The organism is Psychrobacillus sp. FJAT-21963 (genome assembly GCF_001420585.1).
Lineage (GTDB): Bacteria > Bacillota > Bacilli > Bacillales_A > Planococcaceae > Psychrobacillus.
On record NZ_LJIY01000005.1, the window covers coordinates 1 to 14184 of the forward strand.

At 36.2% G+C, this 14184-nt stretch carries 15 protein-coding genes; 4 read left to right on the forward strand and 11 right to left on the reverse strand.

Annotated elements, in window-relative coordinates:
• Positions 1-176 precede the first annotated feature (176 nt).
• Positions 177-842, forward strand: a complete 666-nt coding sequence (locus AN959_RS12360) for a hypothetical protein (RefSeq protein WP_056831166.1) — start codon at positions 177-179, stop codon at positions 840-842.
• A 50-nt stretch (positions 843-892) separates the two neighbouring features.
• Here the strand turns inward: AN959_RS12360 and AN959_RS12365 are convergent, their stop codons facing one another.
• A complete protein-coding gene (locus AN959_RS12365) occupies positions 893-1564 on the reverse strand; it encodes a KinB-signaling pathway activation protein (RefSeq protein WP_053591353.1) in 672 nt (223 codons plus the stop codon).
• 135 nt (positions 1565-1699) lie between these two features.
• Here AN959_RS12365 and gerD point away from each other — a divergent pair, with 135 nt between their 5' ends.
• Positions 1700-2302 (forward strand): spore germination lipoprotein GerD, encoded by a 603-nt coding sequence (gerD, locus tag AN959_RS12370; protein WP_056831167.1) that lies wholly within the window; start codon positions 1700-1702, stop codon positions 2300-2302.
• A 31-nt stretch (positions 2303-2333) separates the two neighbouring features.
• Here gerD and AN959_RS12375 read toward each other — a convergent pair whose 3' ends face one another.
• From AN959_RS12375 to AN959_RS12390, 4 genes are all read right to left on the reverse strand, one after another.
• Positions 2334-3386: an Mrp/NBP35 family ATP-binding protein gene (locus AN959_RS12375; protein WP_056831168.1), complete on the reverse strand. Its 1053-nt coding sequence runs from the start codon at positions 3384-3386 to the stop codon at positions 2334-2336.
• Between the two features lie 78 nt (positions 3387-3464).
• Positions 3465-4178: an N-acetylmuramoyl-L-alanine amidase gene (locus AN959_RS12380; RefSeq protein WP_053592262.1), complete on the reverse strand. Its 714-nt coding sequence runs from the start codon at positions 4176-4178 to the stop codon at positions 3465-3467.
• Positions 4179-4250: 72 nt separating this feature from the next.
• Positions 4251-4961 (reverse strand): hypothetical protein, encoded by a 711-nt coding sequence (locus tag AN959_RS12385; RefSeq protein WP_056831169.1) that lies wholly within the window; start codon positions 4959-4961, stop codon positions 4251-4253.
• Positions 4939-6144, reverse strand: a complete 1206-nt coding sequence (locus AN959_RS12390) for an MFS transporter (RefSeq protein WP_056831170.1) — start codon at positions 6142-6144, stop codon at positions 4939-4941. The genes AN959_RS12385 and AN959_RS12390 overlap by 23 nt, the downstream gene beginning before the upstream one ends.
• Positions 6145-6724: 580 nt before the next feature.
• Here AN959_RS12390 and AN959_RS12395 point away from each other — a divergent pair.
• Positions 6725-8125: an amino acid permease gene (locus tag AN959_RS12395; RefSeq protein ID WP_082461000.1), complete on the forward strand. Its 1401-nt coding sequence runs from the start codon at positions 6725-6727 to the stop codon at positions 8123-8125.
• A 268-nt stretch (positions 8126-8393) separates the two neighbouring features.
• A complete protein-coding gene (locus AN959_RS12400; protein ID WP_056831173.1) occupies positions 8394-9458 on the forward strand; it encodes a C45 family peptidase in 1065 nt (354 codons plus the stop codon).
• A gap of 111 nt (positions 9459-9569) precedes the next feature.
• On the opposite strand, the gene rpsI is transcribed toward AN959_RS12400, so the two are convergent.
• The 6 genes from rpsI to AN959_RS12430 form a co-directional block, all read right to left on the reverse strand.
• On the reverse strand, positions 9570-9962 hold the full coding sequence (rpsI, locus tag AN959_RS12405) for a 30S ribosomal protein S9 (RefSeq protein WP_053591347.1): 393 nt from the start codon (positions 9960-9962) through the stop codon (positions 9570-9572).
• A gap of 22 nt (positions 9963-9984) precedes the next feature.
• Positions 9985-10422, reverse strand: a complete 438-nt coding sequence (rplM, locus tag AN959_RS12410; RefSeq protein WP_053591346.1) for a 50S ribosomal protein L13 — start codon at positions 10420-10422, stop codon at positions 9985-9987.
• A gap of 168 nt (positions 10423-10590) precedes the next feature.
• A complete protein-coding gene (truA, locus tag AN959_RS12415) occupies positions 10591-11340 on the reverse strand; it encodes a tRNA pseudouridine(38-40) synthase TruA (protein ID WP_053592260.1) in 750 nt (249 codons plus the stop codon).
• 13 nt (positions 11341-11353) lie between these two features.
• A complete protein-coding gene (locus AN959_RS12420; protein WP_056831175.1) occupies positions 11354-12151 on the reverse strand; it encodes an energy-coupling factor transporter transmembrane protein EcfT in 798 nt (265 codons plus the stop codon).
• Positions 12151-13020: an energy-coupling factor ABC transporter ATP-binding protein gene (locus AN959_RS12425; RefSeq protein WP_056831177.1), complete on the reverse strand. Its 870-nt coding sequence runs from the start codon at positions 13018-13020 to the stop codon at positions 12151-12153. Before AN959_RS12425 ends, AN959_RS12420 begins: the two co-directional genes overlap by 1 nt.
• Positions 12996-13841, reverse strand: a complete 846-nt coding sequence (locus tag AN959_RS12430; protein ID WP_056831180.1) for an energy-coupling factor ABC transporter ATP-binding protein — start codon at positions 13839-13841, stop codon at positions 12996-12998. Before AN959_RS12430 ends, AN959_RS12425 begins: the two co-directional genes overlap by 25 nt.
• Between the last annotated feature and the right edge of the window lie 343 nt (positions 13842-14184).

A 14184-nucleotide genomic window follows, 5' to 3' on the forward strand; every position in this document is an offset into this window, starting at 1 on the left:
CGACTAACCGAAGCTAGTCTATCAAGCTATATGTCTTAACGTTTTGCATGTTCAGTTTTCAATGTTCATGTTGTCGTTTTGTTTTGGCGACCTTTGTATCTTAACATCGTTTTAACATGAATGTCAACACTAAATCATAAAATTTATTAGAAAGAATGGAAAGGTGCGATATTACAATGAAAACAAAGCTTTTACTAATCGGAACTGTGCTGGTATTTTTAAGTCTCTTTTTTATTATCCCAAATAAGTATTCATCAATGCTTCCTGTTTTTCAGTTAACTGAAGAACCTACTGTTGTCTCTAAAGGATCACATGGCAAAACGATTACAATCGATTTAACTTTTGGTAAAGAGGATATGGAAACTTTCATAAAAAGTTTGCAAGCGCCTTATCCACATTTTTTCATAAGTATTGATTGGATTAAACGTTCACCTTCTCTTATTAAAATAATGAAAGAGAAAAGTATTCCTATTAGTCTATTAGGGCAAGATGGGCTTAAATATATAGAAGATCCTAATTTATTTAAAAAGGAAATTGATGAATTTGAACAATCTGTTGGTGAACTTCCGCTTTGGTTTCGGACAAAAGACTATGAGTTTCCTATGGAATTACAAAAAACAGCGTGGGAAAATGAAGTTAATTTACTAAGCTCTAGTAAGTACTGGATGAAAGGAGATCCATTTCCTAAGCTCGAAAAAGGAGATATTCTAAGTGTTCCGCTCCATCAGGAGGAACGAATAGATATAAAGCAATTAAATCAACTACTTAAATCTGACTCTCTACTTTCTGTTGAACAAAATATTTTTGGTTTAACAACTAAAAGTAAAACTATTCCTGATTAACAACATACGAGTAAAAAAATGCTCTGACCATTTAGATGTCAGAGCATTTTTTATTTAGAAACGGCTTCTTTTCTTGCTTTTCTACGTTCTTCTAGTTTTTTTCTATCTTCATCTGATTTTGCATTGTATTTTGGCAAAGCTAATAATTGGTAGGCATTAACTGCGAGAATTGGGAATAATAATAATGTCACCCAGCTATCTACGTTGTCTGCTCGTACCATCAATACAGGCAACCACTCTAATGTAGAAACAACAATCATAAAGAATAATGCAGATATAAGTGTATGTTTTTTAGTTATTTTGGCTTTAGTTATCGCTACTACTACTGCAGTTACAATTAGTATGAGTAATAAAATAACATATAACCAAATTTGCCCTGTTGTTTCTGCATTCGGTTTAAAACGGAAGAAAACCAAATCAAAAATAACGATAAGTATTATTAGTAGTTGTACCCAGTTCCATAATGTTAATGTTCTAAAAATATTTACACCCATTTGATGAATTGTTAAATAAGCAAAAAAGCCCATTTGAGTGATTACGCTTATCGTAAATCCCATAATAACCATAAAAGCGAATGCTGCGAAGAACTCACTCCATTGACCTGCTTCAAAATATTTAGCAAAAGCATCGTCCCAACGTATAAATAAACCTAACACACCTGTGATTAGTCCACCTATCCACATAGCATTTAGAAAAAATTTAAACCAATTTCGAATTGTCACGGCAAAAAATCCTCCATATCCTTCTACTTCCCATATAGATTGTAACAACCATTAACAAAAAAATCTATTTGTTACTTACTTCAGTACATATTTAAATAAAAAATGTGAACAATAATTGAAAGGATGGTGATTGATTTGAAGTATTTTGCCTTCATTTTATTAACTATTGGCTTACTGGCTGGATGTAATGGTAATCCTACCTCTTCCACGCCTTCTTATGATGAGATGAAAAAAATGGTGATTGATGCACTACAAACAGAAGAAGGAAAAAAATCTGTTCGAAAACTTTTAGATGACCCTGAATTTCAAGGAATGTTAGTTATTGACAGCGAGCAAGTAAAGAAGTCGGTTGAACAAACCATGTTATCAAAGGATGCAGAAGAATTTTGGAAAGAAGTTTATCAAGACCCTAAATTTTCAGAAACAATGGCAAAAAGTATGATGAAGCAACAGGAAGAATTAATGAAGACTCTCATGAAAGATCCGGAATACTTGAAAAGCCTCGAAAGCTTTTTTGGTTCTGCTGAAATGAATAAGGAGCTAGGAAAAGTATTACAATCTCCTGATATGCGGAAAGAAATGCAAAAAGTCGTGGAAGAAACAATCCAAAGTCCTTTATTGCAAACTAAGTGGCAAAAACTTGTTGAAGAGGCTGGAGGAGGAGGACAAAAAAGCGAAGGTGGTGGCGGTGGCTCCGAAGAGAAGGGATCAGAACAAGGAAAAGAAGCTGAAAAATAAGGCCGCTCCTCTTAAGGAAACGGCCTTTTTCTTATGCTTTTTCAATAACTTTTCGAGCAATGTCTAAATATATTTTACCTGTATCATGTGTTTCTCCATATACAGAGGGAGCAAAGTCAATATCGTTCCAATCTGGTTGTCCTAGTGGTATTTGACCAAGTAATTCTGTACGAAGTTCATCCGCAAGTTTTGGTCCCCCACCTTTACCGAATACAAATTCACGCTCTCCAGTAGATTTAGATTCAAACCAAGACATGTTTTCAATTACACCTAATATTTCATGATCTGTTTGAAGAGCCATTGCCCCAGCACGTGCTGCTACGAATGCTGCAGTAGGATGCGGTGTTGTTACTACTATTTCTTTAGAGGTAGGTAACATTTGGTGAATGTCTAAGGCAACGTCACCTGTACCTGGAGGTAAGTCTAATAATAAATAATCTAACTCGCCCCACTCCACATCTTTAAAGAATTGATCTAACACTTTTCCAAGCATTGGCCCACGCCAAACTACCGGAGTATTGTCTTCTACGAAGAATCCCATCGAAATTACTTTTACACCTTTACGATCTACAGGGATAATACGGTCTTCTTTAATTTGTGGCATATCTTTGACACCCATCATATCTGGAACACTAAACCCGTATATGTCTGCGTCTACTAAGCCGACTTTTTTCCCTAGACGTGCAAGTGCTACTGCTAAGTTTACGGATACAGTTGATTTACCAACTCCACCTTTACCAGAAGCAATTGAAATAATTTTCACTTTGCTGCCAGGAGAAAGGATGCTTTCATTATCGCTTTCTTTTGCTTGACCGCGAAATTGCTCTAATACTTCTTTTGGAAGTTCTTCAAAACGAATACCAACAGTTGCTGCTCCTTCGTCCTTTAATACTTCCACTACTTTTCCTTGCAATTGCATTTGCTCTGCAGAATTAATTTTTGCAATTGCTAACTTTACACTGACATGATTTTTTTCTTCTTTTATAGATACCTCTGAAATTCCGTTTGTTTCTTCTAATGTTCTATGTAAAAATGGATCATTTAATTCTCCTAATAATGCTCTTACTTGTTGCTCATTAATCATTTGTAGACACTCCCCTTTAAGTTAACTATTCGCAATATAGTATACCATATACGAGTGTCTACAATCCCTCACATTGACTCAGTAAATATTATCTTCTACGAAACGACGTACACCCTTTGTAATTGCGTCTACCATTTGGTTTTGATACTTATCGGATTTTAGCAATTCTCTTTCTTCATTATTGCTCAAAAATCCAGTTTCTAGTAATACCGTAGGTGCTTTTGATTTCTTCAAAATATAAACTTGTTTGATGGCAAGTGCTTCTCTTTCTGTATTTCCAATATCTTCACGGATTGCCCCTTGAATGGATTTCGCTAGTAACTCCCCACCTTCATGTCCCTCCGCATGATAGAATACTTGCGCCCCTCTCCATCTTTCCTCAGGGACCGCATTTACATGTAAACTGATCACTATGTCCGCTTCCGCATTATTAATAATCTCTTCTCGCAGAAGTAAATCTGCACGCTTTCTTGAACGGATTGTTGGGAAATCTTCATCGGGAGCATGCTCGGCAATTGCATCCCCTTCTTTACGACGTGTCAAAACAACGGTAGCACCATTTTCCTTTAAAGTCTTTTCCAGTTTTAGAGACATAGCAAGCGTAATATCTCTCTCTACTGTTTCACCATGACTGGCGCCTCCGTCCAAACCTCCATGCCCAGGGTCTATTACTACTTTAACCCCACTTAATGGTTCCGGCATGAAAAAACTTAAATCGCTTGCTTTTGTACTATAAAACACTGCAACCAAAGAAATTAAAAACAATACTCCAATAACCAGCCACTTTTTCAGTTCCATCGCTCCTTTTTCACTCATTATACGTATGAGGGACAAAGAGTATGTTTGCTTTTTGGAACAAGTTATCTAATCTTTATCAATTCTATAAATTCCTTTTTTATTTCTAATAACACAGCCATTTTTCTTGAAGATATTGATCATATGTTTATTACTTTCATCTGTACTACCTACGTAATTTTTGGCGTTCATCTGCTTCATTAGATATAACGTGATTTTGTGAATCTCTGCTCCCAAACCGAAACCTCTCTTGTTAGGCACAATGCCGAAGTAGAACATTCTCCCTTCATCTGTTGTTCCCATCTCCATATGGGGAATACTAATTCCAACCAATTCATTGTCTTTTAAAAAGTAATAGCAATGACTTCTCCAACTTTCTCCCAGCTCTTGAGATAGGGCGGCCATTATTTTCTCGATTAATTGTGGGATGTTTTTATTGGCAGAACCTGAACGACATAATTCATATGCATCGGCAAACTCTTTGTCTGTCATTAACCCTTCCGATAGAGCGTGGAATTTTAACTCACTTTCAATTAGCTGTTCTTCTTCTAACGATTTTGTATATTCATGGATGACCGAAATTTTTCTAAATCCTTTCGAAAGTAACCAGTTTTCAAAGTGTTCTTCCATTAGTAATGATAAATATTCAATTTTTTGTTCTTCATATTCTTTTAATAACTTGGTAAATTCCACTTTATAATCTTCTTCTGACTTGCCCTCTATATTAATTTGATCTACTAACCAGTACGCTTTGTTTTTAATGGTGTTGTATAGGCGCATTTAAATTTCTCCTCACTTTGTTACTTAAATAAAAGGATGGTACAGCCAACACAGTAATAAGTCCAATGATAGTAAATACCATTCCCCCACCATTCAAGCTGTCTAATAGGAAACCACCTAAACTTGGGCCAGCTATTCTACCAATCGATTTCACCCCTGATAATGCAAAATAGGTTCCTTTTTCATGGTCTTCGCACATGTCATCAATATGAATGTCCACCATTGTGAACACTAAAACTTCTCCAGCTGTAAAAATGACCATCGCAATGATTAACATGAAAATGTGCTCACTTTGTCCAAAGAAAAACAAACCAATCGATAACAAAGAGCTTCCAATCATCAAGGAAGTCGTTGTACTAATTATTTCCCCTAACTTATAAACAAAGTATTGAATCACGATAACAGTAATGGCATTGGTTGTGATGAGCCATGAAAAATACTTAATCGCTAGCTCATAATCAAACGTAATACCTAAATACTGGCTAAAGGTCGAATCGAATTGGCTATAACCGAAACTGATGAAAATTAAAGCTAATATAAATATGCTAAATGCATGATCCTTTTTAAACACATAGAACGATTGAAATATAGATATTTTCTTAGAATCTGCCGCCACTTGTTTCATCGGATACTTTTTAAAGATAACGGCAAATGTCACTATATTAATTAAGAATATAAAACCAACAGCGAAAAACAACTTCTCCATGCCAAATTGCTGAAAATAGACAGACGTTAGCGGAGCGATCGCTGCAGAAATATTAATTAAAAAATACCGAATATTAAAGATCAACCGTCTATTTTCAGGCTCCGTGTACAGACTTAACAGCACACGATACGTAGGCTCTACAATTGCTTGACTTATCCCTAATACCGTAGCAAACAAAATGAACCCAGCGTAATGATCAATAAACGGGAAATAGAAATAACACCCTAAATATCCGATCAGCCCCGTAATGATGACTTTATCTTTTCGAAACTTATCAATATATGGCCCAATAAAGAAACTCATAAACAAATTAGATAACGCTAAGGTTGAAATAATGGCTCCAATCTGAAAGCTTGAATAATGAAATTCATCTAATAAAAATAGTGTAAGATACGGTAGCACTAAAAAAGTGCCAAACCTCGCAATGAAAATACTAAGCAGAATAGTAGACGTAACAACATTAAATTTACTTCTCATAATTTACCTCTTCATATGTAATAATTGCCTTTTTAATATACCCCTCCCAATTCAACGAAACAATATATTTTCATAAAATCTCTCAAGAATACTACAGGAGTGTTACTGGTGCCAGGCACCAGTAACACTCCTGTAACACAATATAAAAACACGTTAAAGAAAGTTATAAGTAATAGGTGCAAAAAATCCTTTCCATTATTAAACACAATAGGATACAAAACGCAAAATATTTTTTCTTTTCCAATTATTATTCTAAAAAAACAATTGACTTTTTCATTCAAATCACTAAAATTTACATTACGACATTTTTTTATCATCCTATTTTGCCTGAATAGTCATATCTATTACGTTTTTTTATCACAATAGCACTGGATGTGGAGCCATGTTCAAATAAAAATATAGTAAATANAAATATAGTAAATATCTAAGAATAAATATTATTCTAAAAAAAGAAAGCGCTTTATTTTTCAAACAGAAGGGATAGATAGTGGTGCCAAAAGATGAAAAAAACCTTTTACAGTCCGCCATTCAACCAGAAGAGCAAAAATTAAAACGGGGATTGAAAGCTCGTCATTTAACGATGATTTCAATTGGAGGTTCTATTGGTACAGGACTATTTTTAAGTAGTGGCGCAGCGATCAATACAGCTGGCCCAGGTGGTGCTTTACTTGCATATGCTTTAGTTGGTGCAATGGTCTATTTTGTTATGACAAGCCTTGGAGAAATGGCAGCTTTTATGCCAACTAGTGGTTCCTTTAGTACGTATGGTACAAAGTTCGTAGATCCTGCATTTGGATTCGCAATCGGTTGGACATATTGGTTTAACTGGGCAATGACCATAGCGGCAGAGCTATCTGCCTCCACGATGATTATGAAGTTTTGGTTTCCAGATAGTCCATCATTGGTATGGAGTGCATCATTTTTAACGCTTATTTTTCTTTTGAACTATTTATCTGTTAAAGGGTACGGGGAAGGTGAATATTGGCTTTCCTTAATTAAAGTAAGTGCGATTGTTATCTTTATCGTAGTAGGTGTACTGATGATTTTCGGAATCATGGGTGGAGAAGTAGTAGGATTTAAAAACTTTACCGTTGGCGATGCTCCTTTTTCAGGAGGTCTCATTGGTGTATTTATTGTTTTTATTGCAGCTGGGTTCTCTTTTCAAGGAACCGAGATTGTTGGAGTGGCTGCTGGTGAAAGTGAAAATCCAGCGAAAAATGTACCTATCGCTATAAAAAGTGTTTTCTGGAGAATTCTTTTATTTTATATTTTAGCGATTCTCGTAATTGCTTTAATCATTCCTTACACACATCCAAGTTTACAAAGTGAAAATGTCATGGTTAGTCCTTTTACGCTAATTTTTGAAAAAGCCGGAATTGCATTTGCAGCATCTCTTATGAACGCAGTTATTTTAACAGCTGTTTTATCAGCAGGTAACTCTAGTCTATATGCATCCACTCGTATGCTATATTCCATGGCTAAAGAGGGACAAGCTCCTAAGATTTTTGGCAAGCTTAATAAACGTGGTGTTCCAGTGGCTGGTATGATTTTAACGTGTGCTATCGGTACGCTTGCCTTTTTGGCTTCTTTCTTTGGTGATGGTGTCGTTTATATTTGGTTGATGAATGCTATCGGTATTACTGGGTTTATCTTTTGGCTCGGTATTTCGATCAGTCACTATCGTTTCCGTAAAGCCTTTGTTGCTCAAGGTCATTCACTGGACCTATTACCTTATAAAGCAAAATGGTTTCCGATCGGTACAATTTTTGCGATTGCATGCGGATTAATCGTTATTTTAGCTCAAAACTTCCAAGCTTTCCTTGCAGATAAAGTAGATTGGGGTAGCGTTGTTGCTGCATACTTAGGCATACCTCTCTTCCTTTGCTTATGGATTGGCTATAAATTAAAAAATAAAACGAAATTCGTTAAACCTGAGGACGTAGAATTTGAATTTGATTATGACAAAAAATTAAATAAATAATCTTTCCACGGACAACATGTATCATGTTGTCCCCAGGCTGTAGAAAAACTCGAATAAAACGAGTGATCTACAGCCTTTTTTAGTGTATATTAACTTCTTCGAACCTTAGTACTCTCCAGCAGGTATTATTAAATGACCAGTTAAAAATACGATGCGTTTTTAGTATCCTGAAATTTATCTAGCTCCCTTTTATAAGTCGTTTCTTTTTTAAAGTACTTCATTATTACTTAAAATAGAAATATTAAGTAAAACCGAGAGGATTTTTGGCATGGGGAATGTTTACAGTGAGATTGTTCAATTTCAAGGAGATCATTATAATTTCGGTTATATGCAAGGGGACCTTTTAATAGAATCACCAATATTAATAAATAGAAAGAAACAGTGGGCTTCAAAAAGTCGCCACTTCCTTATTAATGAAATAGAATTCAAAAATGTAATTTTAACATTTGCCCCTCAAATTTGGGATGAGATTCAGGGACTTGCTGATTCTTTAAAATGGAAGATGGAAGATGCGATTCGAGAATTTGGTGGATATTATCTTGAATATGGGAGAAGCGGTTGTTCCATTTTTACAGGAAATAAATATATGGTTCGCAACTATGACAACCATCCATTTTCATATGAAGGGCGCTTTACTATATATCGGCCGACCGATGGAGGTTATGCCGTAATTGGGCCTTCTATGCAAATTACAGGTCGTACAGATGGGATGAACGAAAAAGGGCTTGCAATGGGCTATAACTTCATTAATAGAAAGAATTCAGAGGATGGCTTTGTCTGTAATATGATCGGTCGCATTATTTTAGAAACATGTGCAAACGTAGATGAAGCAATTGATCTCTTGAAGGAAATTCCGCATCGTCATTCATTCAGCTATGTTTTATTGGATACTAAAGGAGAGACATTTGTAGTAGAAGCTTCACCAAGAGCGGTAGAAGTTCGTCAATCAAATGTATGTACGAATCATTTTGAAGAATTAACAGAAGAAAATAGATATCGTATGGATGACTCCTTCCGAAGACAACAAGCGATTCTCCAACAACAAAAAAATGTTACAGATCCGTACACAGCATACCGAATGATGAATGACACGGATAAAGGTATTTTTTCAAAAAAATATGGAGCATGGGCAGGTACTTTGCATACTTCCTTCTATTTTCCACAAGAAATGAGAATTGGATTTACACTTGGCGGTGATCGATTACCACTTATCTTTGATTTCAACGAGTGGATGCAAGGAGAAAGAATGAAGGCGAAACGAATAAAAGGCGTACTCGATTCAAATATGCCTTTTATCAATATGGAAGAAATCAATAATATAAAACATCTGTAACTTCTTTCGTTACAGATGTTTTTTCTATCGGTGTATATAGTTTTAAGTCTTTCTCATATTAATAAAAAAGACCCCCAACCAAAATGGTTGAGAGTCTTTGAAAACGCAATATTAACGTTTTGAGAACTGAGGTGCACGACGCGCGCCTTTAAGACCGTATTTTTTACGCTCTTTCATACGTGGGTCACGTGTTAAGAATCCTGCAGATTTCAATGCTGGACGGAAATCAGGATCTACTGTAAGTAGAGCACGTGCAATACCATGACGGATTGCTCCTGCTTGACCTGTGAATCCACCACCATTAACGTTTACATGAATATCATAGCTACCAAGAGTTTGAGTAGTTACTAATGGTTGTTTAATGATTTCACGTAAAGTTTCGAATGGTACGTAATCTTCAACGTCACGTTTGTTAATAATAATTTTTCCTTCGCCTGGTACTAAACGTACGCGTGCTACTGAACTTTTACGGCGACCAGTGCCGATATATTGAACTTGTGCCAAGTGTATGTCCTCCTCTTATTAATTATCCGCGAAGCTCGTATGCTTCTGGTTTTTGTGCTGCATGTGGGTGTTCTGCTCCAGCGTAAACGTTAAGTTTTGAGAACATTTGACGTCCTATTGTGTTTTTAGGAAGCATCCCTTTAATTGCTAATTCGATCATTTTAGTTGGGTACTTAGTACGCATTTCTAATGCAGTACGTTGTTTAAGTCCACCTGCAAATTGAGTGTGACGGTAGTAAATTTTGTCATTTAACTTGTTCCCAGTTAAATGAATTTTGTCCGCGTTGATAATGATCACGTGATCACCTGTATCAACGTTTGGTGTGAATGTTGGTTTGTGTTTTCCACGTAAAATAGCAGCTACTTCTGAAGCTAAACGACCAAGAGTTTGGCCTTCAGCGTCAACTACTAACCATTTACGTTCTACTTCGTGACCTTTAGCCATGAATGTTGTACGCATGTATTTTGTCCTCCTAATTCAATCATAATCGATCTATAATTTTCTATATCCTCATACCAATAAGTTTCGGGGCTTATATTGTGGGGTTAATGAAAATACCATACATCATCATATAACGAAAACTCGATTAAGTCAAGCGTTTTTCGAAAAACACCTGGAAAAGTTGTTTCATGAGAAATACTCCACATTTTCTAGGTATAAACCGTGTGCTGGCGCGGTTTTTCCTGCTCTCTTTCGATCACAAGAATTAACTATGTCCCGCATCTCCTCCACACTTTTTTTACCGATTGCAATTTCCCATAAAGTTCCTGCAATAATGCGAACCATATTATATAAAAATCCATTTCCGTTAATCACCATATGCAATTGATTAGACTCTTTTTCTACTTCTAAATGGATGAAATGAATAGTTCTTACAAAATCTTTTACACTAGTATTAGAAGCGCAAAAACTTGAAAAATCGTGCGTTCCCAACAAATATACTGCAGCCTCTTTCATTAGCTCCACATTGGGTTTATATCGCTCAACATGGACTGAATAATTGCGTTCAAAGGGGCTTTGCACATCATTTAATGACCAAATATAGCGATAGGTTTTCCCTGTAGCATTATATCTTGCGTGGAAATCATCTTGAACTTGTTCTACCGATAAAATGCGAATATCTCCTGGAAGTTGTACATTCAATGCTGTTCGCCATCTTTCCATTGGTAACGTTAGCGAACTATCGAAATGAATAACTTGTCCAGTAGCATGAACCCCAGCATCTGTACGCCCACTTGCAACTACTTTTACGGATTCTCCCTTATGCATGATTCCAAGAACACGTTCTAGCTCCAGTTGTACTGTGCGCTTCCCCGGTTGAACCTGATACCCGGAAAATCCACTTCCATCATAACTGACAATTGCTTTTAACCTCACACCTACACCTCGTCTAACTTCTAAAATAAACAAGAATTCCAGCTAAGAGAACAAGTGACAGTATACTAATCGTATCTCGCGTTTCCCATTCTAACTTGCGATATCTTGTCCTACCCTCTCCACCTTTATATCCTCGTACTTCCATTGCTGTAGCTAAATCCTCTGCACGTTTAAAGGCACTCACAAATAACGGAATGAGAAGTGGAACAACGGCATTCATTCTTTCCTTCATACTTCCAGTCGTCATATCAGATCCTCTCGCCATTTGCGCTTTCATGATTTTATCTGTTTCATCCATTAACGTTGGGATGAATCTTAGCGAGATTGACATCATTAGCGCTAATTCATGCACTGGGAGCTTCCATTTCTTTAAAGGGTTCAATAATGTCTCTAATGCATCTGTAATCGATATAGGGGTAGTAGTGAGCGTTAGAATCGATGTCAATATTACTAGTACGAAAAAACGTATAGAAATAAATATCCCTTGTCGTAAACCTTCCTCATAAATAGATATAAACTTCCATTGAAAAATAATGTCACCTTCACGTGTAAATATTAAATGTAATAAAAACGTGAAAATGATTAGTATAACAACTGGCTTCAAACCATTTATTAAAAAGTATAGGCGAATCTTGGACATACGGATAATTAAAAATGTAAACACAAGCAAAATACCATAAGTAATCCAGTTATTCGCAATAAAAACGATAGCAATAAATAAAAAGACAAAGATCAATTTAGCCCGAGCATCTAACCGGTGTATAAAAGAATCTCCTGGTATATAGCGACCGAATATCATTTTCTCTAGCATTAAACCTCACGCTCCTTTTTAATCATTTGCGCAAGCTCTTCTGCCAAGGATTCTTCGGTTAAGCATATTGAAGGCAGTTTTTTTCCTGTCATCTTCTCTATCTTTTTTTGAAATTTAACACTTTGAGGTAATTCCAAGCGATAATCTGTTAAGCGCTCTTCGTTATCAAAAATTTCTATTGGTAAACCTTCTAAGACACACTTGCCATTATGCATAATAGCAATACGATCAGCATATCTCGCTGCATCCTCCATGCTATGTGTTACCAAAACAGTCGTCAAACCTTTTTCTTTATGAAGCTGATAAAATAATTCCATTATTTCTTTTCGTCCTCTTGGGTCCAATCCAGCTGTTGGCTCATCTAGTACTAATACTTCTGGATTCATCGCAAGTACCCCAGCGATTGCCACCCTGCGCATTTGTCCTCCTGAGAGATCAAAAGGTGATTTCTCTAATACCTCATCAGGGAGTCCTAGCAGCTTTACTAATTCTATTGCACGTCTTTTTGCTTCCTCTTCTGATACACCAAAATTCATGGGACCAAACATAATATCTTTTAACACCGTTTCATCAAATAATTGATGCTCTGGAAATTGAAAAACAATACCTACTTTTTGTCTAACCTGTCTTAGTTGTTTGTTTTTCTTTTCCGGTTTTACTTCGACATCTCCAATTTTAATAGAACCTTCCGTAGGTGTTAGTAATGCATTTAAATGTTGCAAAATAGTTGATTTACCGGATCCCGTGTGCCCAATGATTGCTTGGTAACTGCCTGAAGGTATATGTAGATCTACATTAAACAACGCTCGTTTTTCAAAAGGTGTATTTTTTGCATAAGCATAGCTTACTTGTTGAAGTATGATGTCCATAAATCATTCACCAACTCTTCTTCTGTCATATGGTCTTCCATTAGTGTAATTCCTTTGGAACGTAATAACCGAGATATATTCATCGCAAAAGGCAAATCAAGTCCTAGATCTACTAGTTCCTGTCCTTTTTGGAATATCTCTTCAGGCGTTCCTTCTGCGTATTTTTTACCGTTATTCATCATAATGACTCTATCCGCGTGTAATGCTTCTTCTAGATCATGTGTAATAGATATAACTGTTAAATCGGTTTCATCTTTTAACTGACGTACGGTTGAAAGAACCTCTTCTCTACCTTGAGGATCAAGCATAGAAGTTGCTTCATCTAACAATAAAATCTTTGGTTTTAATGCGATTGCTCCAGCTATTGCGACACGTTGCTTTTGTCCTCCCGATAAATGATGAGGCTCGCTGTTCATAAAATCTTTCATTTTTACTTTAACTAATGACTCTTCTACTCGTTCTACCATTTCCTCAAACGGGATACCGTTATTTTCTAATGCAAATGCTACGTCATCCTGGACTGTGGCTCCCACGAATTGATTGTCTGGATTTTGGAACACCATTCCCATTTGCGAACGAGTTTCCCATAGATTGTGTTCATTCAACTCTTCCCCAAAAATACGTACTTTTCCCAACTGAGGAAATAGAAGACCATTCATTAATCGTGCAAGCGTCGATTTACCGGAACCATTATGACCTACTACTGCAACCCACTCACCTGCTCGGATTGTGTAAGAAACGTTATTTACTGCTGGACGAATATTCTCTTCTTCTGTATATGTAAAAGTTACTTCTTGTAAAGAAATAATTTCGCTTTTCATCCTTTACCTCCTCTAGCTCCACTCTGCTGTCTAAGTTCATGTAACCATTCTACGATAAAATAAAAAAGCGCGCACCTCATTTTGAGAAATGCGCTCTTCTATAACGGTTTCATAATTGGCTGCTCAAGACCAATTAGAAAAATGAGGTGCGTAGAGCTAGACAAGACGCTACTTCTTAAACACGATTCAGATAAATCACGTAAAAAGTCCGCTCATCATAACACTCAGCTTTTATATTGTCGTATAAATCTAATAAATATGTTTGAAAAAAGAAGAGGGTGGTAGGAACACCAATTACCCTCTTCAACTTTATCTTAATCAAATTCGCCTTGGGGCTTTCATT